Genomic DNA, 22191 nt, shown 5'->3' with positions numbered 1-22191 from the left:
GATCTTCATAAGAGGAACGAGCCATGCGGCGCGCGAGCGTGAGCCGCGCGGCGCATGGGGTGCGGAGCTCAATCTACGGTATGGATGACGGGTGCGGCGAGCGGCGTCGAGGCGACGGCGGACAGAGCCGTGTCGGCGCTTGATGCGGGTAGTGCAGGAGTTTGAATCGTGAGTGCGGGTGAGGCAGGTGCGGCGGACGACGGGTTTGCTGACAAAACCTGTGACGTGCCGCCGTTATCGCCGGCACTGTCGGTGGAATTCGCTGCGTGCGTGTCTGGTGATGAGTCGTTGTCGTTGCCACAGGCACCGAGCATGCCGCACAAGGACATGGCGATCAGTGCGCCTGCCAAACGTTTGCGAAGTAAGGTAGCAGTCGGCTTCGACACGGCGGACATGGAATGTCTCCAGCACGGGGGAGGGAGCGCTGAGGCATTCGCGTGCCAAGGTCAGCGATGCAGAAGAATAATCGCTGACTGTGTAAGTTTTGTGAAGCTGCGGTAATGCAGTGGTGAAGTCCGGTAAGACACGGAGAGGTTCGTGACCGTCGGCGGCGTGGAGTAATGATATTCAACGCTGCCGCGAAATGAACGCCGCAATCGCCTCATTCAACCCAACGGGCGCATCGCGATGCGGCGAGTGCCCACACGCGTCGAGTTTCACCAGTTGTGCATGCGGCACACGCTCGCCGATCGTGTCGATCTGCGCCATCGTGCCGTAGTTGTCGTCGTGGCCTTGCACCGCAAGCAGCGGCTGCTTGATAGCGCCCAGTTCATCGACGATGCGCCACTCTCTAAACGCGGGATTCAACCAGATATCGTTCCAGCCATAGAACGCGGAATCGACGTCGGCATGATAGTGGCCTAGCTTGTTGCGCAAGTCGGTTGTTTCGTAGAGCTGTTTCGTCTGCGCGATGCTTTCCACGGAGATATTTTCGACGAATACATGCGGTGCGATTGCGACCGCGCCGGCCAATGCGCCGGGATGCAGCGCGGCGTAGAGCAGCGCAATCGAGCCACCGTCGCTATGGCCGATCAGCCACATGCGCTGGCGTTCCTGCTTGCTGATACCGAGTACGTCGAGCAAAGCGGGCAGGATATCGCGCGCTTGCGCGGTCATGAAATCGACCGGCCATTTGACATCGTGCTCACGCGGTGTAGAGAGTCCATAACCGGGCCGCGAGTAGACGAGCCCACGCATGCCGAGCTGCTCGCACAAGGACTGTGGCCAGTCGCGCCACATCGCAATCGATCCGAGTCCTTCATGCAGGAATACGGCGACCGGTGCATTAGCCGCCGCTTCATTCACCCAACGATATTCGATGCGCAATGGCCCGTGCGATGCAGTAGCGGGCAGTTCTGCGAAGCCGCTGTCAGAGATTGCGGAGGCGGGGTTCTGCATGGATCACCTTATGACTGTTCGCGCAGTTTGAAGCGTTGGATCTTGCCGGTAGCGGTTTTCGGCAAATCGTCGACGAATAGGATATCGCGCGGATACTTGTGCGGCGCGAGCCGTTCCTTGACGAAAGCCTTCAACTCATCCGCGAGTATCTCAGACGGCGCGAATTCACGCTTCAACACCACGAACGCGCGGGTTTTCACGAGGCCGCCGTGATCCACGCCGACCACCGCCGCTTCGAGCACCGCAGCGTGCTGTACCAATACCATTTCCACTTCAACGGGCGATACATACTGACCGCTCACTTTCAGCATGTCGTCGCTGCGGCCCGCGTACACGTAGCAGCCGTTCGCCAGACGACAGTACTTATCACCGCTGCGAATCCATTCGCCGAGGAATGTCGCGCGCGACTTCTCGCGATTGCTCCAGTACATCAACGCCGCGCTTGGCCCTTTGATATACAGATCGCCGACTTCGCCATCGGGCACCGCATGACCGGCTTCGTCACGCAGTTCGACCTCGTAGCCGGGCACGGGGCGTCCTGTGGTGCCGTATTCAACTTGCCCGGCGCGATTCGACAGGAAGATATGCAACATTTCGGTTGAGCCGATACCGTCGAGAATCTCGCAGCCGAAGTGCGCTGTAAAGCGCTCGCCAATTTCGCGCGGCAGCGCTTCACCCGCCGACGTACAAACGCGTATCGCAACATCGGCGCGCGCGGGCAGGTTAGGGCTTACGAGCATGCTTGCATAGAGCGTCGGCACGCCATAGAAAACCGTCGGGCGATACCTTACGAGGCGCGTAAAAATGGCGTCAGCCGTGGGGCGCTCGGCCATCAACACGGCAGTAGCGCCAACTGAAAGCGGGAAGGTCAAACCGTTGCCGAGACCATACGCAAAAAACAGTTTTGCCGCCGAGAAAACCACATCGCTTTCCACGATGCCAAGAATGGGCTTCGCGTACAACTCGGCGGTCCAGTACAGATTCGCGTGCGTATGAACGGTGCCTTTTGGCTTGCCGGTCGAGCCCGACGAATACAGCCAGAACGCGATATCGTCGCAACCTGTCGTGGACGCTTTGATCGCAGGCGTGGCCGCGTCGATCAGATCCTTGAGTAGCGGCGCCATCAAAGGCTCGCTTTCGGGCGGCTGCGAGACGATCAACTGGCAACCGTCGTGGTCGGCCGTTTCCATCGCCTGCGTGACATTCGGCAGCAAGGCGCCCGATGCGATCACAGCGCGTGCATGGCTGTGCGTCAACATGTACACGTAGTCGGCAGCGGTGAGCAGCGTGTTCGCGACGACCGGCACGACGCCCGCATAGAGCGCTCCGAGAAAGGCAATCGGCAGTTCGACGGTATCGAGCATGACCAGTAGCACGCGCTCTTCCGGATGCACGCCGAGTGCGCGCAATGCGCTCGCGAAGCGCCGGGCCCGTTCTTCGAGTTCGCCGTAAGTGGTGGTGCCGGTGTCGTCGATATAAGCGGTCTTGCCGGCGCGCGATTCATTCAGTCGAAACAGGTAGGCCGCGAAATTGAATAACGCGGGCGGCGGCTCGACCGTCGCCGCGGGCTGACTCGCAGCCGTTTCCAGCAGGGCTTCCATATGTCTCCTCCATCGGGTGAGGCGGTCCGGCGGTTATGTGCTCGTGATCCGCGCGATGCTTGCGTGCTAGGTGCTTCTCTTGATTGCTCGCCTCGTGCCGCTACGCCGTGGGTAAATGCGTGGCTTGCGTGAGTGTGTCGATTGCAGCAGTCGAGGCCTGGACCGCCGAGCGCCGGTGGTAGAAACCCAGTGCACGCAGACCGCCGAGTTCTTCACCGCCGCCCGCACGCCCCGGTCCACCATGCAGCGACATAGGCATCACGTTGCCGTGGCCGGTTTGACTCTGCTGGACTGAGGGCGAGATCGCGTGGACCCGCCCATGCGAATCGGCGAGTTCAAGTGCGAGCCTCCCGAGATGCGCGTCTTCGTTCGAATAGATCGACGCGACGAGCGAGCCCTGGCCGCGTCGCGCAAGGGCAACGGCGTGCGCTTCGGGGAGGGCGCCGTTTGCAGCGGTGGCAACACGATAGGGCGCCACGGTTGCCACCGGTCCGAACACTTCGACGTCGTGCAGCAGCGTCGCGCTATCGGGGTCGTTGACCACGAACAGATGGGGCGCGACGCATGCCGCAATCGTTGCATCCGCATCGATAAGGGGGGCCGCCGAGCCGTCGAATGCAAGCACTGCTTCCTCGCGCAATGCGGCGATGCCGGCCAGCACGTTTTCGTATTGCTCGCGGCTCACGAGCGAGCCCATCCGCACGGTGTCGTTGCGTGGATTGCCGACGGTCATTTTCGCGAGCTTGGCTTTGAGTGCATCGAGCACCGCTTCGAGCGATGCTTCCGGCACGAACGCGCGCCGGATCGCGGTGCATTTCTGACCGGACTTCACGGTCATTTCCCGCACGACCTCTTTGATGAACAGATCGAAGGCCAGTGTGCCGGGTGTGGCATCGGCACAGAGGATGGCGCTGTTGAGACTGTCGGCCTCGACATTCAGGCGCGCGCCGTGCTCGATGAAGGCCGGATGCGCACGCAATGTCGCGGCGGTTTCCGCGGAGCCGGTGAACGACACCACGTCGAATGCCTGAATCTGATCGAGCAGACCTGCGGAACTGCCGCAGATAACCGATAACGCGCCCGGCGGAAGAATGCCGGCGTCCACCACATCGGCCACCATTCGTTGCGTGAGCCATGCCGTTGCCGTGGCGGGCTTGATGATGACGGGCACGCCCGATAGCAATGCAGGCGCTGCTTTTTCCCACAAGCCCCACGACGGAAAATTGAACGCGTTGATGAAGAGCGCGACGCCGCGCGTCGGTGTCAGCACGTGCTGCACGCTAAACGATTGGTCCTTGCTCAACGAGACGGCGTTGCCCTCGCGCAGCGCATGCACGTCGCCAAGCGACGCACCGAGTTTCGCGTAGTACGACAGCGTGAAGATTCCACCGTCGATATCGACTGCCGAATCGTTGCGCGTCGTGCCCGAGTTCGCCGTAGCGATCGCGTAGTAATCGTCGCGCCTGGCCTGAAGCAGTTTGACGATCTCGGCGAGCCGGGCGGCGCGCTGCGCGTAGCTCAGTTCACGCAGGGCGTCGCCACCTTCTTCGCGAGCGAAGCCAAAGGCGTGGCCGAGATCCAGACCCTGGCTCGACACGCGCACCAGCGCTTCACCGGTGACCGGATCGGTCAGCGTCACGCCTTCGCCGCTGCCCGCGACCCACTGGCCGGCAACGTAGTTTTTCAATAGTTCGGTCATGGCAAGCCTCAGACAGAAGATGGAGCGGCGGTGAATTCGATCGCGCCTCGCGGCAACAGATACAGCACCAGCGCCTGCCCGTTCGCGACGGTGGGACGATGCGCGCTACCCGGGCCGTACACGCACCAGCCGGCCGGATGACCGTCGAAGGTAGCGCCGGCGGTAAGCGGCATGATCAGATCGATTTCACCGTTCGGGTGAACGTGGTGCGGACCGGCAATATCCTTCATATCGACCACGTCGACGGAAAAGCTGTGGGTATCGGGCAGCGCCTTGAAGATGCGGCCATAGCGAATGCCGCCGCCTTCGCGATTGCACAGCCAGCCTTCGGCCACGCCCGTGCGGCAGGCGTCCGTCAGATCGCGGAAGGTCGCGCCGTCCGCGGGATACGTATCGTTGAGCCACGTGGCCAGCGCGGCATCGAGCGGCCGGCCGGCGAGTTGCTCTGTCACGCCCGCAATCAGGCGTTGGAAATCATGTGGGGACATGCGAGCCTCCAGATCGGCGGGACGCACGCACGTTAATTCATGCGTGTTGCCACACCCTCTCCGTGACGCCGCCGAAAAATCTCGACAGCGTTTGTTATTGGATCAATATTTGGCGAAAATTAACCGTTCACTGGGTGCGTGTCAAGCACTATAGTACATGTAACGCAGTTAAGAGGCAGTTAAACATGAACCAAAATTACTCTCCCACGCCGGTGGACGACCCTGCCGATGAGGACGCCAGCCGCGCCGATCGGACTGACCGCGGGACCGACGGCGGCCCCGAACGCGGGGCGGAGCGCGGCGCCGAGCGCGAAGAACGCGATCCTTTTCTGACGGCGATGGGCGAGCGCGTGCGCTTGCTGCGCGCGCGCCGCGGCATGACGCGCAAGACGCTCGCGACTGAAACCGGCTTGTCGGAGCGTCACCTGGCCAACCTCGAATCGGGGGTGGGTAACGCTTCAGTGCTGGTGCTGCGGCAGATCGCGGCGACGCTGAACTGCCCGTTGGCCGAGGTGATCGGCGACGAAACCACCGTCTCCGCCGAATGGCTGCTGATCCGCGAATTGCTGCAGGGACGCGACCAGGCAGCGTTGCAGCGCGCCCGCGTAGCGCTTGCCGAGATGTTCGCGCAAGCGCCGCGCGACCCGCATCGCAAGGATCGGATCGCGCTGATCGGCCTGCGCGGGGCCGGCAAGTCGACCTTCGGAAGGATGCTGGCGCAGGAGCGCAAGGTGCCGTTCGTCGAGTTGACGCGGGTGATCGAGCAGCTCGCCGGCTGTCCGCCGTCGGAGATTCATTCCCTCTACGGCGCGAGCGCTTATCGGCGTTATGAACATCGCGCGCTGGAGGCGGTGATTCAGGAGCATGAGCGTGCCGTGATTGCGTCGCCGGGCGGCCTTGTGTCGGAGTCGGGCACCTTCAACGCGCTGCTGTCGCACTGCTTCACCGTATGGCTGCAAGCCACGCCGGAAGAGCATATGCGCCGTGTCGTCGCGCAAGGCGATCTGCGGCCGATGTCCGGCAACAAGGAAGCAATGGACGACCTCAAGCGCATCCTGACAGGGCGCAGCGAACTGTACGGCCGCGCCGACATGACCTTCGACACCAGCGAAAAAACCTTGGCCGACGCCTACTTGCAGCTGCGTGACCGGCTTGCAGCAAGGATCGCAGCCGAATCGCCGGATGACGCGCGGCTGAACTGACCTGCAGTGGCGTGCCAGGGTTTACTAGCAAACATGCACTAAAGTGCTTTACATGGGTTTGACGATGCACTATTGTTCAAAAACAGGTTTTGCCTCGTCCAGTCAGGAGACGCCCCATGTCCACAGCAGAAACCGCAATCGCGCCGGTCGACTACCGCACCGATCCCTCGCAGTACAAGCATTGGAAGCTGAGTTTCAACGGTCCCGTTGCGACCCTCGGCATCGACATCGCCGAGGACGGTGGCATCCGTGACGGCTACAAGCTGAAGCTGAATTCATACGACCTCGGTGTCGACATCGAACTGCACGACGCGATACAGCGCATCCGCTTCGAGCATCCCGAAGTCAGAACGGTGGTGCTGACGAGCCTGAAGGACCGCGTGTTCTGCTCGGGCGCGAACATCTTCATGCTGGGTCTGTCGACGCATGCGTGGAAGGTCAACTTCTGCAAGTTCACCAACGAAACACGCAACGGTCTCGAAGACTCGTCGCGTCATTCAGGTCTGAAGTTTCTCGCTGCCGTGAACGGGGCATGCGCCGGTGGCGGTTATGAACTCGCGCTCGCTTGCGACGAAATCTATCTGGTGGATGACCGCTCGTCGTCGGTGTCGCTGCCTGAAGTGCCGCTGCTGGGCGTGCTGCCGGGCACGGGCGGCCTGACGCGCGTCACCGATAAACGCAAGGTGCGTCACGATCGTGCGGACATCTTCTGTACGGTGGTGGAAGGCGTTCGCGGTGAACGGGCGAAGGCATGGCGGCTGGTGGATGAAGTCGTGAAGCCGAATCAGTTCGATCAGACGATTCAGGCACGCGCGCTCGAACTCGCCGAACAAAGCGATCGCCCGTCGGACGCGCAAGGCGTGATGCTCACGCGTATCGAACGCACCGACCGTGAAGACGGCCTGACTTATAAAACGCTCGACATCACGATCGATCGTGCGAAACGCATTGCCACCTTTACCGCGAAAGCCCCGCAAGCCGGACAACCCACGGAGATCGACGCGATCGTCGCCGCCGGTACGAGCTGGTGGCCGCTGCAGTTTGCCCGCGAACTCGACGACGCGATTCTGTCGATGCGCACCAACGAGCTCGAAGTCGGTACCTGGGTCTTCAAGACCGAAGGCGATGCCCGTAACCTGCTTGCCGCCGACGCCACGCTGATGCAGCACAAGGATCATTGGTTCGTACGCGAGACCATCGGCCTGTTGCGCCGCACGCTGGCGCGTATCGACGTGTCATCGCGTTCGCTGTTCGCGCTGATCGAGCCGGGTTCATGCTTTGCGGGCACCTTCGCGGAACTCGCGTTCGCCTGCGATCGCAGCTATATGGCGGCACTGCCGAGCAACGAAGACGAAGAACCGGCGATCACGCTCTCGGAAGTCAACTTCGGTCTCTATCCGATGGTCACGCATCAATCGCGCCTCGCTCGCCGCTTCTATGAAGAAGCCGACCCGCTCGACGCGGTGCGCTCAAAAATCGGCCAGCCGATCAAGCCAGTTGAAGCGGAGCGTTTGGGCCTTGTTACCGCGTCGCCCGACGATATCGATTGGGCAGACGAAATCCGCATCGCGCTGGAAGAACGCGCGGCCATGTCGCCGGATGCATTGACCGGTCTCGAAGCGAATCTGCGCTTCAACGGCCCGGAAACGATGGAAACGCGTATCTTCGGGCGTCTCACCGCATGGCAGAACTGGATCTTCAACCGGCCGAACGCAGTGGGCGAGAAGGGCGCGCTCAAGGTGTACGGCAAGGGCAGCAAGGCGCAATTCGACGTTTCGCGCGTGTGATGTTTCTCGAGCGACGCGACTGAAAGCAACGCTCCTTGCCCGCTACGCGCTTCTCATACTTAAGCACCGCATTCCGACCAGGATACCGACCATGTCTACGATCAACTACAGCGAAAAGATTCCGAACAACGTCAATCTCGCCGACGACCGCGCATTGCAACGCGCGCTCGAACAATGGCAGCCGAATTTTCTGTCGTGGTGGGGCGATATGGGCCCCGAAGGCTCGCATGGCTATGACGTGTATCTGCGCACGGCGGTGAGCGTCGACGCGGGCGGCTGGGCGCATTTCGATCACGTGAAAATGCCGGACTATCGCTGGGGCATTTTCCTCACGCCTGGCGAGCAGGACCGCAAGATCCATTTCGGCGAACACAAGGGTGAGGCTGCATGGCAGGACGTGCCTGGCGAGCATCGCGCGAATCTGCGCCGCATCATTGTGACGCAAGGCGATACGGAGCCGGCTTCGGTCGAGCAGCAACGGCATCTTGGCCTGACGGCGCCTTCCATGTACGACCTGCGCAACCTGTTTCAGGTGAACGTGGAAGAAGGCCGCCACCTGTGGGCGATGGTGTATCTGCTGCATCGCTACTTCGGCCGCGATGGACGTGAGGAAGCCGAAGCATTGCTTGGCCGCCGTTCGGGCGACGAAGACAATCCGCGCATTCTCGGAGCCTTCAACGAGAAAACGCCGGACTGGCTCGCGTTCTATATGTTTACCTACTTCACCGACCGCGACGGCAAGTTCCAGTTGTCGGCGCTCGCCGAGTCGGGCTTCGATCCGCTTGCGCGTACCACGAAGTTCATGCTGACTGAAGAAGCGCATCACATGTTCGTCGGCGAATCGGGCGTGTCGCGCGTGATCCAGCGTACTGCGCAGGTGATGAATGAACTGGGCACGGACGACGTCGCGAAGATTCGCGCGGCCGGCGTGATCGATTTGCCGACCATCCAGCGTTATCTGAACTTCCACTACTCGGTGACGATCGACCTGTTCGGCGCCGATCATTCGTCCAACGCCGCCACGTTCTATAGCTCGGGCCTGAAGGGCCGCTACGAAGAGAATAAGCGCGACGACGATCATCAATTGAACGGCCAGAGCTACAAGCTGCTCGACGTGCAGGACGGCAAGCTGGTCGAGCGCGAAGTGCCGATGCTCAACGCCATGAATGAAGTGCTGCGCGATGACTACATCAAGGATTCGGTGGCGGGTGTCGGCCGCTGGAACAAGGTACTTGAAAAGGCCGGTATCGATTTCCGCATGACGGTGCCGCATAAGGCGTTCAACCGGCAGATCGGCACGTTTGCGAACACCCGTGTTTCGCCGGACGGCCGTGTGATCAGTGAGACCGAATGGGCGGCCAATGAGGCGAAGTGGCTCGCTTCGCCGGAAGACCGCGCCTATGTCGCTTCGCTGATGGGCCCGGTCACGGAACCCGGCAAGTTTGCGAACTGGATCGCGCCGCCGGCAATGGGCGTGAATCGTCAGCCGGTTGACTTCGAATACGTGCGCTTCAACTGAGTACGGCGATTGAAAATGTGTGGCGTGCGGCGTCGTATCCGCGCGAATATAGGTGGAGGAAGTCATGAACGGCCCAGTATCGATCGAAGTCCTGAGACAGCATCTGATCGATCCGGAAATCTGCATTCGCTGCAATACCTGCGAAGAGACTTGCCCGGTCGATGCGATCACGCACGACGAGAACAATTACGTGGTCAAGGCGGAGGTCTGCAACGGCTGCATGGCATGCGTGCCGCCGTGTCCGACCGGTGCGATCGATAACTGGCGCACCGTGCTGAAGGCCGACGCGTATCCTATCGACGAGCAGTTCAAATGGGACGTGCTGCCTGAGCAGAACACAATGGCCGTGCCTGCGGCGGAAGATGCCGCAGCAGCGGCGGGGGCGTCGGGCGATTCACCAGTGGACGCGAGCGGTATTGAAGTCGATACCGTGCGCGGCTCGGTTGTGCCGCCGTGGTCCGCCGCGAAACCGTACGTGAATCTTTATACGCACAAGGCGCCGACTACCGCGACGGTGGTCGGCAACTACCGTCTTACCGACGGCTCGACGGATAGCGACATCCATCACATCGTGCTCGATTTCGGTTCGATGCCTTTTCCTGTGCTGGAGGGCCAGTCGATCGGCATCCTGCCGCCGGGAGCGACCGCCGACGGCCGCACGCATCACGCGCGGCAGTATTCGATTGCGAGTCCACGCGATGGTGAACGGCCCGGCTATAACAACGTTTCTCTCACCGTGAAGCGCGTTTCCCAGCAGCACGGCGACGCGCTCGATGGAGTCTGCTCGAATTATCTGTGCGATCTGAAGAAGGGCGACGTGGTCAATGTGATCGGCCCGTTCGGCGGCACGTTCCTGATGCCGAATCATCCGAACTCGCATTTGCTGATGATCTGCACCGGCACCGGTTCAGCGCCGATGCGCGCGATGACCGAGTATCGCAGGCGGCGTCGTCTGAAGGGCGCGACCGGCAAGCTGATGCTGTTTTTCGGCGCGCGCACGAAAGAAGAGTTGCCGTACTTCGGGCCGCTTACGAATCTGCCGAAGGATTTCATCGATACAAATCTGGCATTTTCGCGCACGCAGGGTCAGCCCAAGCGCTACGTGCAGGACGCGATGCGTGAGCGCGCGGTCGACGTCGCGCACATGCTAAAGGACGATAACACGCATATCTACGTGTGCGGGTTGAAGGGTATGGAAGACGGTGTACTGCAGGCACTCAGGGAAATCGGCGAACAGCACCAGCTCGACTGGGACGCGTTATGGATGAAGCTGAAACGGGAAGGGCGCTTGCATCTGGAGACGTACTGAATCACCAGGCATCGAGCGAGAGGTATCACGCAATAGTGCGAAAGCCCGGCTGCGGTTAAAAAGCGCCGCCGGGCTTTTTTTGTTTTTTATCTCGACGGGTCCACGCCATCCTCGTGCTGTGCAGGCGATACCGCTCCGCACGCCCGGATCACCAGCTGCACGACTTCCTCAGTGGTTGCCTCGAACGCCTTCTGCGTCAGCGCGCGTTCGCCTTTGAGCGCGCGAATCTGCGCGTCGAAGTCGGCGTAATGCTGGGTGGTTGCCCAGATCATGTACATCAGCGTTTGCGCGTTCACCGGCGCCAGCAACCCGCGTGCGATCCAGTCGTCGATCACTTTCACCCGGCTATCCAGCCACGGCTTCACCCGCCCCGTGAGAATGTCCTCCATATGCTCGGCGCCGTGAATGATCTCGCTCGCCCACACTTTCGAGCCTAATGGCCGGCGGCGCGACAATTCCATTTTCGCGCGTACGTATCCGCCGATCGCCTCGACCGGATCGTCGCTGCATTCGAAGGTGTCCGCCGCGCGATGCCAGTCTTCGAACAGATCTTCCAGCACGCGCCGGTACAACGCGAGCTTTGTCGGGAAGTAGTAATGCAGGTTGGCTTTCGGTAAGCCTGCACGTTCCGCGATCATCGCCGTACTGGTTCCGTCGAGTCCTCGTTCCGCGAATACCGCTTCGGCACACGCCAATAAATGCGCTTCATTCGACTCGCGAATGTGCGCCTTGCGCCGCCGCAAAGGCGCGCGAGTTTCGTCCCTGGTCTCGTTGTTTTCCGTGATGTCGGCAGCCACGTTGTCGTCTCTCATGTTGGCCTTCATCGGCATGCGTGCCGCGTCGCGCTTCATTCTAGTCGTTCGGGCGCGGATAAACACGCGCATTCGAAGCGCGTGAAAAAAGCGTGCTGCAGTGCAATGGCACGCTTCTCGCTATGTATCCCGCCGTACGAAAAGCATTGATTTGGCGGGCTTAATCGTCTACAACCTGTCCAACTGGACAGGATTGAGAGAGCGGGCGATGCCCCAGGGTTTGCCCTCTGATGAAGAGGCGATCCAAGGCATCGAGTGTGCACCGCCGCCGTGCGGCCACGCCCCAAAACCCGCCGCCCATGCACCAGTTTCATGTCGGTTCATCGAAAGGAGCGAGACGAATGAACGCGGTATCCGAAGCACTGAAACACGCGGAACCCGCTACGTCGATCAAGGTCGACGGCAAGCGGCTGTGGGACAGCCTGATGACGATGGCGAAGATCGGCGCGACGCCCAAAGGCGGCGTCTGCCGGCTGGCGCTGACCGACCTCGACAAGGAGGGGCGCGACCTGATCGTCAGTTGGGCGAAGGAAGCGGGTTGTACGGTCAGTGTCGATCAGATGGGCAATGTATTCATGCGCCGCGCCGGGCGCAATCCCGATGCGCTGCCGGTCATGACCGGTTCGCACGCGGACTCGCAGCCGACCGGCGGCCGCTTTGACGGTATCTACGGCGTGCTCGGCGGACTCGAAGTGATCCGCAGTCTGAACGATCACGACATCGAGACCGAGCATCCGGTTGAAGTGGTGATCTGGACCAACGAGGAAGGCTCGCGCTTCGCGCCGGCAATGGTGGCCTCAGGTGTGTTCGCAGGCGTCTTCACGCTTGACTACGGGCTCTCGCGCAAGGACGTGGACGGCAAGACCATCGGCGAAGAACTCAAGCGCATCGGCTATGCAGGCGATCTGCCTTGCGGTGGCCGCCCGCTACACGCCGCGTTTGAACTGCATATCGAGCAAGGGCCGATTCTCGAAGCCGAGCAGAAAACCATTGGCGTGGTGACCGACGCGCAAGGTCAGCGCTGGTACGAAATCACGCTGACCGGGCAAGAGGCACATGCGGGGCCGACACCGATGCCAAGGCGTCGCGATGCATTGCTCGGCGCGGCCCGCGTGGTGGATCTGGTCAATCGCATCGGGCTGGATAACGCGCCGTTCGGCTGCGCGACGGTTGGCATGATGCAGGTCTATCCGAACTCACGCAATGTGATTCCAGGCCGCGTGTTCTTCACCGTCGATTTCCGTCATCCGGATGATGCCGTGCTCGCGAAGATGGATGCCGCATTGCGTCAAGGCGTGGCGGATATCGCGAGCGGTATTGGTCTGGAAACCGAACTCGAGCAGATCTTTTACTACGCGCCCGTCGCTTTCGACGAGGCCTGCGTGACGTCCGTACGCGCCGCGGCCGAGCGCTTCGGCTATCCCCATCGCAACATGGTGTCCGGTGCGGGACACGACGCCTGCTATCTGTCGCAAGTCGCGCCGACCTCGATGGTGTTCGTGCCGTGCGTGGACGGGATCAGCCACAACGAGATCGAGGACGCCACTTTTGAATGGATCGAGGCGGGCGCCAACGTCCTTTTGCATGCCATGCTCGGACGAGCGTGCGAGCCGGTTTCATAACGCTTTAGCGGTGGCGGTCGATTCATCAGCCGCACTGTAGTGCCCATAAAACATGCCGTCCCGGCTCCGCTTCAGCGCGGCCGGCGGGAGCGGCTACGTCCTCACATTGAAGAAGGAACGTGTATGGCCATCAAGCAAACCGGCGATATTGCGCCTCAGCGCCTATCGGCCGATCAACTCTCGTGCGAGTTTTCCGACATCGCGCCGTTGCTCGACACAAGTGCCGCAGCCGCGGCGGCGAGCCGTTGTCACTACTGTTACGACGCGCCGTGCGTGAACGCGTGTCCGACGCAGATCGATATTCCGAGTTTCATTCGCAAGATCGGCAACGGTAATCTGAAGGGCGCGGCCGTCGACATTCTGTCGGCGAATCCGCTTGGCGGCATGTGCGCGCGCGTGTGTCCCACCGAGATCCTGTGCGAGGGTGCTTGCGTTCGCAACCATCAGGATGCGAAGCCCGTCGCGATCGGCGCGCTGCAACGTCACGCAACCGATTGGGCGATGGCGCGCGGTGAGACGCTGTTCAAACGCGCCGCTGAAACGGGGCGCTATGTCGCGGTGGTGGGCGCCGGACCGGCCGGACTCGCATGCGCGCACCGTCTCGCGCTAGCCGGGCATAACGTCACCGTCTATGACGCCCACGAGAAAGCGGGTGGTCTGAACGAGTACGGTATCGCTGCCTATAAAACCGTCGACGATTTTGCGCAGCGCGAAGTGGAGTGGCTGTGTTCGATCGGCGGCATCGAGATCAAACATGGCGTGGCGCTTGGACGTGACGTGGAGCTCGAGGCGCTGCGCAAGCAGCACGATGCGGTGTTCCTCGCGATCGGTCTGACGGGCGTGCGCGCCTTGGCGATGGAAGGCGAGGGTTTGAGCGGCGTGATGAACGCCGTGGATTTCATCGAACAGGTGCGCACCGCGAGCGACTTCGGCACCGTGCCGGTAGGCCGCCGGGTCGTCGTGATCGGCGGCGGCAATACGGCGGTGGATGCTGCCGTACAAAGCCGCAAGCTCGGTGCGACGTCGGTGACGATGGTGTATCGACGCGGCGTCGAATCGATGAGCGCGACGTGGGCCGAGCGCGATTTCGCGCAGACCAACGGCGTCACGCTTGTCACGCACGCAACGCCGATGCGTTTGATCGGAGACGGCGGCGTGGTCACCGGTGTCGAATTCGAACGCACGTCGAGCGATGGCAATCAGGAGCGCTTCGTGGTCGAAGCCGATATGGTGCTCAAGGCAATCGGGCAGACGCTGGTGCCGGTTGGACTCGAGCGCGAACTATTGACGCTCGACGGAAGCCGCATCGCGGTCGATGCAAGCGGACAAACCTCGCTGCCGGGCGTATGGGCAGGCGGCGATTGCGCGGCGACAGGCGGAATCGATCTGACGGTACAAGCGGTGCAGGACGGCAAGATTGCCGCCGCCGCGATTGACGCCCAGTTCGCCCGCACGGCTGTCAAAGCCGCTTAAGCCAATTAAGCCGCTTAAGCCACGCATCACACCACGATAAAACAGCAGTCCCCAAGGAGCCGAACATGGCCGATCTGCGCTGTACGATTGCCGGTATTACCTCGCCGAATCCTTTCTGGCTCGCCTCCGCGCCGCCGACCGACAAAGCCTATAACGTGAACCGCGCATTCGAAGCGGGCTGGGGCGGGGTCGTGTGGAAGACGCTGGGCCTCGACCCGCATGTGGTGAACGTCAGCTCGCGCTATGGCGCGGTGCAATGGAACGGCCAGCGCATCGCGGGCCTGAACAACATCGAACTGATCACCGACCGTCCGCTCGACGTCAATCTCAAGGAAATCGCGCAGGTCAAACGCGACTGGCCGGACCGCGCGATGATCGTCTCGCTGATGGTGCCGTGCAACGAGCGCGACTGGAAATGGATCTTGCCGCTCGTCGAAGACACCGGCGCCGATGCGGTCGAACTGAATTTCGGCTGCCCGCACGGCATGAGCGAACGTGGCATGGGTGCCGCGGTGGGGCAAGTGCCCGAGTATGTGGAAATGGTCACGCGCTGGGTCAAGGAAGGCACGAAGCTGCCGTGCCTCGTCAAGCTCACGCCGAATATCAGCGACATTCGCACGGGTTCACGCGCGGCTTATAAAGGCGGGGCGGACGGCGTTTCGCTGATCAACACCATCAACTCGATCGTCGCGGTGGATCTCGACGCGATGTCGCCATTGCCGATGGTCGACGGCAAGGGCACGCACGGCGGCTATTGCGGTCCGGCGGTGAAGCCCATCGCGCTGAACATGGTGGCTGAAATTGCGCGCGACGTGGAAACGCCGAATCTGCCGATTTCCGGCATTGGCGGTATTTCGACCTGGCGCGATGCGGCCGAATTCATGGTGCTCGGCGCGGGCAGCGTGCAGGTCTGCACGGCGGCGATGCACTATGGATTCCGTATCGTCTCCGACCTCGCGGATGGCCTCTCGAACTGGATGGACGAAAAAGGCTACGCGACGCTCGACGACATTCGCGGCCGTGCCGTGCCGAACGTCACCGACTGGAAGTACCTGAACCTCAAATACGACATCAAGGCGCGCATCGATCAGGACAAGTGCATTCAGTGCGGCCTGTGCCATATCGCCTGCGAAGACACCGCTCACCAGGCGATCATGAAAGAAAAAGATGGCGTTCGGCATTTTGAAGTGATGGACTCCGAATGTGTCGGCTGCAATCTGTGCATGCACGTGTGCCCGGTCGAGCAGTGCATCACGATGGAGCGGGTGGACAGCGGTGAATACGCGAACTGGACCACGCATCCGAATAACCCGGCACGGGTGAATGCCGGAGAAAGCGCGACGTCAGACGCGGCTGAAGCCACCGAGCCGGTCCATGCGCACGCACATGCAGCAAAAGCAGCCTGAAACATGAGCTGACTGGTGAAAAGAAAACTAAGCGAAGCGCTTGTACTGAAGCTGTAATGTTCCCTCAAGACCTGACGCGCCACCAGAAGCCGCGCAGGCCTCAACGATCAGTGGAGATCTTTCGATGAAGCAGACAGCGCAACCCGTCGATCCGCAGTTTGCGGCCGGCGCGCAGGGCAGCAGTCTTTATAACGATGACCTCGCGCCGACCGGCGTCGCGCAGCGCACGTGGAGGTGGTATCACTTTGCCGCGCTCTGGGTCGGGATGGTGATGAACATTGCGTCGTACATGCTTGCGGCTGGTTTGACGGAGGAGGGCATGTCGCCGTGGCAGGCGGTGGCGACGGTGCTGCTCGGCAATCTGATCGTGCTGGTGCCGATGCTGCTGATCGGTCACGCGGGCGCGAAGCACGGGATTCCCTACGCGGTGCTGGTGCGTTCTTCCTTCGGCACGCAAGGCGCGAAATTGCCGGCAATGCTGCGGGCAATCGTCGCGTGTGGCTGGTACGGTATTCAGACATGGCTTGGCGGCAGCGCGATCTACACGCTGCTGAACATTCTGACGGGCAACGCGCTGCACGGCGCGGCCTTGCCGTTTCTCGACATTTCGCTTACGCAGCTCGCGTGTTTCCTCGTGTTCTGGGCGCTGCAGATCTACTTCATCGTGCATGGCACCGATTCGATTCGCTGGCTCGAGAGCTGGTCCGCGCCGATCAAGATCGTGATGTGTATCGCGCTGGTGTGGTGGGCGACCTCGAAAGCGGGAGGACTCGGCTCGATGCTGTCGGCGCCGTCGCAATTCGTGGCGGGCGGCAAGAAGGAGGGTCTGTTCTGGGCGACCTTCTGGCCCGGTCTCACGGCGATGGTGGGTTTCTGGGCGACGCTTGCACTGAATATTCCCGACTTCACACGCTTTGCCAAAACACAGCGTGATCAGATCATTGGCCAGTCGGTGGGCTTACCGATTCCGATGGCGTTGCTCTCGGTGATTTCCGTGGTGGTGACGTCGGCGACCGTGGTGATCTACGGCAAGGCGATCTGGGACCCGATCGACCTGACGAGCCGCATGACCGGCATTGGCGTCGGCCTTGCGTTGATCATCCTGACGCTGGATACGATGTGCTGCAATCTCGCGGCGAATCTCGTCGGCCCGGCTTATGACTTTTCGAGCCTGTGGCCAAAGGGTATTTCATATCGCGTCGGCGGCATGATTACCGCGACCATCGCCATTGTGATGATGCCGTGGAAGATTCTCGCTACCACGCAGGGCTATATTTTCACGTGGCTGGTCGGCTATTCGGCGTTGCTCGGTCCGGTGGCGGGCATTCTGATGGTCGACTACTTCCTGATTCGCGGCACCCGGCTCGACCCGCGGGAACTGTTCGACGAGCATGGCGAGTACAGCTACACCGGCGGCTGGAATATCGGCGCGGTGGTGGCGCTCGTGATCGGCGTGCTGCCGAATCTGCCGGGCTTTTTGCACACTGCGTTTCCGGCATCGTTCCCGAATGTGCCGGCGATTTTCAACACGCTCTATACGTATGCATGGTTCGTCGGACTCGCGCTGGCGTCGATCGTATACAGCGCGTGGATGAAGCTGAGCAAAGGACCGAGCGCGCGCGTGGCGAGTGCATGAGTTTATGAGCGTATCCATGGGCGGACGCATGAGCGTACCCATGAAGCGAATGAAGTACGTAGCACTGAAACCAGCAGTTCATAAGGAGGCGGCAACATGACGACCCTGATTCGCGGCGGCACGATTATCGACGCGGAGAACACGTATCGTGCGGACATCTTGTGTGCGGACCAGCAGGACGGTGGCACGATCCTGCAGATCGGCGCGGACCTGGAGGCGCCGGCGGGCGCCACGATCGTCGATGCGGGCGGGCAGTATGTGATGCCCGGAGGCATCGATCCGCACACGCATATGGAATTGCCGTTCATGGGCACCACGGCCAGCGACGATTTCTACACGGGCACGGCCGCGGGTTTGTCCGGCGGCACGACCAGCATCATCGACTTCGTGATTCCCAGTCCGAAGCAACCGTTGATGGAGGCCTTCAAGGAGTGGCGCGGCTGGGCCGAGAAGGCTTCGGCCGACTATGGCTTTCACGTTGCGGTGACGTGGTGGGACGATTCGGTCTATCGCGACATGGGCACGCTGGTGCACGAACACGGCGTATCGAGTTTCAAGCACTTTATGGCCTACAAGAACGCGATCATGGCCGATGACGAAGTGCTGGTGAACAGCTTCTCGCGTTCGCTCGAACTCGGCGCACTGCCTACCGTGCATGCGGAAAACGGTGAACTGGTGTTTCAGTTGCAGCGTCAGTTGCTGGCAAAGGGCTTTACGGGTCCGGAGGCACATCCGCTGTCGCGGCCGCCGGAAGTCGAGGGCGAGGCGGCCAATCGGGCGATCCGCATCGCCCAGGTGCTGGGTGTGCCGGTGTATATCGTTCACGTGTCCGCGAAAGATGCGGTCGACGCGATTGCGCGCGCCCGCAGTGAAGGCCTTCGGGTGTTCGGTGAAGTGCTGCCTGGCCATCTGGTGATCGACGAAGCGGTGTATCGCGATCCCGACTGGACTCGCGCGGCGGCGCACGTGATGAGCCCGCCGTTCCGCTCCGCGGAGCATCGCGAGGCATTGTGGCGCGGACTGCAAGCGGGTCAGCTACACACTACGGCGACTGACCACTGCGTGTTCTGTGCGTCGCAGAAGGCCATGGGTCGCGAGGATTTCACAAAAATCCCGAACGGCTGCGGAGGCGTCGAAGATCGGATGGCGGTGCTTTGGCATCACGGCGTGAATTCCGGCCGTCTCACGCCGAATGAATTCGTGCGCATCACGTCGACCAACGCCGCGCAGATTTTCAACCTGTATCCGCGTAAAGGTGCGGTACAAGTGGGCGCGGATGCCGACCTGGTGGTGTGGGATCCGAAGGCAAGTAAAACGATTTCGGTCAAGACGCATCATCAGAAAGTCGACTTCAACGTGTTCGAAGGAATGACGGTACAGGGTGTGGCAATGCATACGCTTACGCGCGGCGCACTGGCGTGGACCGACGGCGAGCTGCGGGCTGAGCGTGGCGCGGGGCGCTATCTGAAGCGCCCGCCGAATCCGGCTTACTTCGACGCGATCCGGGTTGCCAATAAGCGCAAGGAGCCGCATCCAGTGGAACGGTAAGCCGTTTGCAATCCGACGGGCGGTCTGGCAGGGCCGTCCGCTTTTCAAGGCCACGCGTTCGCCGTGGCGCCTCTCTCCCGACACCCTCCCGCGTTTTCCCCGATGGCGCCCGGCACGCGATCCATGGTGCGATGCATGCCGCGTCTGTCATATCTGCTGTAAAGTCGGATTCAACGTTGTATGAGATGCTTTGGCTGTCCGCTTAGCACGCATGCGCATATTGATTGGAAACCTGATCCTTTGTAAAAACGCAGACCGTTTGCTACAGTCCGCCCACTCTGCCGAGCCTGAGCGCCGGCGGAATGCCGCACACAAAACCATGCAACCGACGTAGCAAACTTTACGGAGCCACCTGATGAAGTCGATTCGTTCCATTCTACTGATCGCGCTGCTGCAAGCGGTGACCCTGAGCCCGGCATTCGCCGCCGACGAACTCGCGCAGATCAAGTCCGCGGGCGTGTTCAAGATCGGCACCGAAGGCACCTATGCACCGTTCACGTACCACGATGAATCCGGCAAGCTGACCGGCTTCGACGTCGAGATCGGCACGGCGATTGCGCAGCGCCTGGGCGTCAAGCCGCAATTCGTCGAGGGCAAATGGGATGGTCTGATCGCCGGTCTCGATGTGAATCGCTACGACGCGGTGATCAATGAAGTCGCCGTGACCGACGCGCGCAAAGCGAAATATGATTTCTCGGACCCGTACATCACCTCGCACGCGGCGCTGATCGTGGCTTCGAACAACACCACGATCAAGACTTTTGACGACCTGAAGGGCAAGAAGTCGGCCAATACGCTGACCAGCAACTTCGGCAAGATTGCGGCCGCGCACGGCGCGGAAGTGATTCCTGTGCAGGGCTTCAACGAATCGATCGACCTGCTGACTTCGGGCCGTGTCGACGCGACCGTGAACGATTCGCTGTCGTTCCTCGACTTCAAGAAGCACAAGCCGGATGCGAAGGTGAAGATTGCCACGCTTGATACGTCGGCCGACAGCAGCGACAAATCTGCGGTGTTGATCCGCAAGGGCAGTCCGGAGTTGCAGGCGGCAATCAATAAGGCGCTTGCCGACATCAGGAAAGACGGCACTTACGCGAAGATTTCGCAGAAGTACTTTGGTAAAGACGTCTCCCAATAAGCGTCACCTGCGAGTCTGAATCATGCCGGCATGGTTGCATTTAATGGCGCAGTCGCTGTGGCCCCTGTTGTATGCGGGACTCGTATTCACCGTGCCGCTCACCTTGATATCGTTCGCGATCGGGCTTGCGCTGGCGTTCATCGTCGCGCTCGTGCGGCTGTTCGGGGCGAGGTGGGCGGTGGCGGTCGTACGCTTCTATGTGTGGCTATTTCGCGGCTCGCCCCTACTCGTGCAACTGTTTGTGATTTTCTACGGGTTGCCGAACATCGGCATCGTCCTCGATCCGTTGACGGCGGCGATTATCGGTTTTTCGCTGAATGTCGGCGCGTATAACTCGGAAGTGATACGCGGCGTGATCGAGTCGATACCGAAAGGGCAGTGGGAAGCGGCGTATTCGATGGGGATGACGCGTTCACAGGCACTGCGCCGCGCGATCTTGCCGCAGGCGGCGCGCGTCGCGCTGCCGCCGCTGTCGAATTCGTTCATTGCCTTGGTGAAGGACACTTCGCTTGCCGCGGTACTGACGGTGCCGGAGGTGTTTCAGGCGGCGCAGCGGATTGCGTCGGTGACTTATGAACCGTTGATTCTCTATACCGAGGCCGCACTGGTTTATCTCGTGTTCAGTTCGGTGTTGTCTTCGGCGCAGGTGCGGCTCGAGCGCAAGTTCGGCCGTCACGCACTTTTCCAGGCGGGCAACTGATGATTCGACTGGAAAAAATCGACAAGTACTTCGGCGAGAATCGGGTACTGAATTCAGTGGACCTGCAACTCGCGTCGGGCAATGTCACTGCACTGATTGGTCCGTCCGGCAGCGGCAAGAGCACGCTTTTGCGCTGCGTGAATCTGCTGGAAATCCCGGAGTCCGGCTCACTTGAACTTGGCGACCAGCGCCTCGAATTCAGCCGCGATCACAAGCCATCGCGCGAGGCGGTGCTGACGATACGTCGCCGCACTGGCATGGTGTTCCAGAACTTCCAGTTATTTCCGCATCTGACGGTACGGCAGAACGTGATGGAAGGCTTGATAACCGTACTGAAGTGGGACAAGGAAAAGGCGCGCGCCCGGGCGGACGAATTACTGGAGAAGGTCGGCATCGCGCACAAAGCGGACGCATGGCCCTCGACGCTATCTGGCGGCCAACAGCAACGCGTAGCGATTGCGAGGGCGCTGGCACCCTCACCGGAGGTCTTGCTATGCGACGAACCCACCTCGGCGCTGGACCCAGGACTTGCCGCGGAAGTAGTGGAAGTCCTGAAGCAGCTTGCCACTGAAGGCATGACGATGTTGATGGCGACCCATGATTTGCGGCTTGCCGCAACGATTGCGCGAGACGTGGTCTTTCTGCACAACGGCGTGGTGATAGAGGCGGGCCCATCGCGGGACATTTTCATGAATCCGCGCGAACCGGAGACAGCGCGTTTCGTATCGACGTTGACGCACAGCTTGCCGGACGCATGGACGGAGCAGGGCGGACCCGAGAGAGGGTAGAAAAGAGCCCCACTGTTTGCGAGCAGACCTTACCGTCGAGCACGCAGTGCGAGACGGGAAGTATG

18 protein-coding genes are annotated in these 22191 nt (G+C 61.2%); 12 read left to right on the top strand and 6 right to left on the bottom strand.

Going from position 1 to position 22191, the window contains the following annotated elements; all coding sequences use genetic code 11:
• Positions 1-68: 68 nt before the first annotated feature.
• The 5 genes from PQR53_RS08305 to PQR53_RS08285 all read right to left on the bottom strand — a co-directional run bounded on the left by PQR53_RS08305 (position 69) and on the right by PQR53_RS08285 (position 5186).
• Complete coding sequence (locus PQR53_RS08305) at positions 69-395, bottom strand: hypothetical protein (RefSeq protein WP_408452218.1); 327 nt, start codon at positions 393-395, stop codon at positions 69-71.
• A 172-nt stretch (positions 396-567) separates the two neighbouring features.
• Positions 568-1398: an alpha/beta fold hydrolase gene (locus tag PQR53_RS08300; RefSeq protein ID WP_408452217.1), complete on the bottom strand. Its 831-nt coding sequence runs from the start codon at positions 1396-1398 to the stop codon at positions 568-570.
• Positions 1399-1406: 8 nt separating this feature from the next.
• Entirely contained in the window at positions 1407-2999 is a 1593-nt protein-coding gene (locus tag PQR53_RS08295; RefSeq protein ID WP_408452216.1) for a benzoate-CoA ligase family protein, read from the bottom strand.
• A gap of 100 nt (positions 3000-3099) precedes the next feature.
• Positions 3100-4698: a 3,4-dehydroadipyl-CoA semialdehyde dehydrogenase gene (locus PQR53_RS08290; RefSeq protein ID WP_408452214.1), complete on the bottom strand. Its 1599-nt coding sequence runs from the start codon at positions 4696-4698 to the stop codon at positions 3100-3102.
• A gap of 8 nt (positions 4699-4706) precedes the next feature.
• The gene (locus PQR53_RS08285) at positions 4707-5186 is read right to left on the bottom strand and encodes a DUF4863 family protein (protein ID WP_408452213.1); all 480 of its coding nucleotides are present in this window, start codon (positions 5184-5186) and stop codon (positions 4707-4709) included.
• A gap of 185 nt (positions 5187-5371) precedes the next feature.
• Between PQR53_RS08285 and PQR53_RS08280 the strand changes: the two genes are divergently transcribed.
• From PQR53_RS08280 to boxA, 4 genes are all read left to right on the top strand, one after another.
• A complete protein-coding gene (locus tag PQR53_RS08280) occupies positions 5372-6388 on the top strand; it encodes a helix-turn-helix transcriptional regulator (RefSeq protein ID WP_408452212.1) in 1017 nt (338 codons plus the stop codon).
• Positions 6389-6504: 116 nt separating this feature from the next.
• The gene (gene boxC, locus PQR53_RS08275) at positions 6505-8175 is read left to right on the top strand and encodes a 2,3-epoxybenzoyl-CoA dihydrolase (protein WP_408452211.1); all 1671 of its coding nucleotides are present in this window, start codon (positions 6505-6507) and stop codon (positions 8173-8175) included.
• 91 nt (positions 8176-8266) lie between these two features.
• The gene (boxB, locus tag PQR53_RS08270; RefSeq protein ID WP_408452210.1) at positions 8267-9694 is read left to right on the top strand and encodes a benzoyl-CoA 2,3-epoxidase subunit BoxB; all 1428 of its coding nucleotides are present in this window, start codon (positions 8267-8269) and stop codon (positions 9692-9694) included.
• A gap of 64 nt (positions 9695-9758) precedes the next feature.
• A complete protein-coding gene (gene boxA, locus PQR53_RS08265) occupies positions 9759-11003 on the top strand; it encodes a benzoyl-CoA 2,3-epoxidase subunit BoxA (protein ID WP_408452208.1) in 1245 nt (414 codons plus the stop codon).
• Between the two features lie 86 nt (positions 11004-11089).
• Here the strand turns inward: boxA and PQR53_RS08260 are convergent, their stop codons facing one another.
• On the bottom strand, positions 11090-11854 hold the full coding sequence (locus tag PQR53_RS08260) for a TetR/AcrR family transcriptional regulator (protein WP_408452206.1): 765 nt from the start codon (positions 11852-11854) through the stop codon (positions 11090-11092).
• A gap of 302 nt (positions 11855-12156) precedes the next feature.
• Here PQR53_RS08260 and PQR53_RS08255 point away from each other — a divergent pair, with 302 nt between their 5' ends.
• The 8 genes from PQR53_RS08255 (at position 12157) to PQR53_RS08220 (ending at position 22126) form a co-directional block, all read left to right on the top strand.
• Positions 12157-13437: a Zn-dependent hydrolase gene (locus PQR53_RS08255; RefSeq protein ID WP_408452204.1), complete on the top strand. Its 1281-nt coding sequence runs from the start codon at positions 12157-12159 to the stop codon at positions 13435-13437.
• A 123-nt stretch (positions 13438-13560) separates the two neighbouring features.
• Positions 13561-14910 (top strand): NAD(P)-dependent oxidoreductase, encoded by a 1350-nt coding sequence (locus PQR53_RS08250; RefSeq protein ID WP_408452203.1) that lies wholly within the window; start codon positions 13561-13563, stop codon positions 14908-14910.
• Between the two features lie 65 nt (positions 14911-14975).
• A complete protein-coding gene (gene preA / locus PQR53_RS08245) occupies positions 14976-16316 on the top strand; it encodes an NAD-dependent dihydropyrimidine dehydrogenase subunit PreA (protein WP_408452201.1) in 1341 nt (446 codons plus the stop codon).
• 124 nt (positions 16317-16440) lie between these two features.
• Positions 16441-17952, top strand: coding sequence for an NCS1 family nucleobase:cation symporter-1 (locus PQR53_RS08240; protein ID WP_408452200.1), 1512 nt, complete (start codon positions 16441-16443; stop codon positions 17950-17952).
• A gap of 96 nt (positions 17953-18048) precedes the next feature.
• Positions 18049-19500, top strand: coding sequence for a dihydropyrimidinase (gene hydA, locus PQR53_RS08235; protein ID WP_408452198.1), 1452 nt, complete (start codon positions 18049-18051; stop codon positions 19498-19500).
• A gap of 355 nt (positions 19501-19855) precedes the next feature.
• Positions 19856-20638 (top strand): amino acid ABC transporter substrate-binding protein, encoded by a 783-nt coding sequence (locus PQR53_RS08230; protein ID WP_408452196.1) that lies wholly within the window; start codon positions 19856-19858, stop codon positions 20636-20638.
• 22 nt (positions 20639-20660) lie between these two features.
• Positions 20661-21338, top strand: coding sequence for an amino acid ABC transporter permease (locus PQR53_RS08225; protein WP_408452195.1), 678 nt, complete (start codon positions 20661-20663; stop codon positions 21336-21338).
• Positions 21338-22126 (top strand): amino acid ABC transporter ATP-binding protein, encoded by a 789-nt coding sequence (locus PQR53_RS08220; protein WP_408452194.1) that lies wholly within the window; start codon positions 21338-21340, stop codon positions 22124-22126. Before PQR53_RS08225 ends, PQR53_RS08220 begins: the two co-directional genes overlap by 1 nt.
• Positions 22127-22191 lie beyond the last annotated feature (65 nt).

This window comes from Paraburkholderia fungorum, from assembly GCF_046027605.1.
Taxonomy (GTDB): domain Bacteria; phylum Pseudomonadota; class Gammaproteobacteria; order Burkholderiales; family Burkholderiaceae; genus Paraburkholderia; species Paraburkholderia fungorum_F.
The sequence above is the reverse complement of the archived record's forward strand: the minus strand, read 5'-3'. Positions and strand labels throughout refer to the sequence as shown.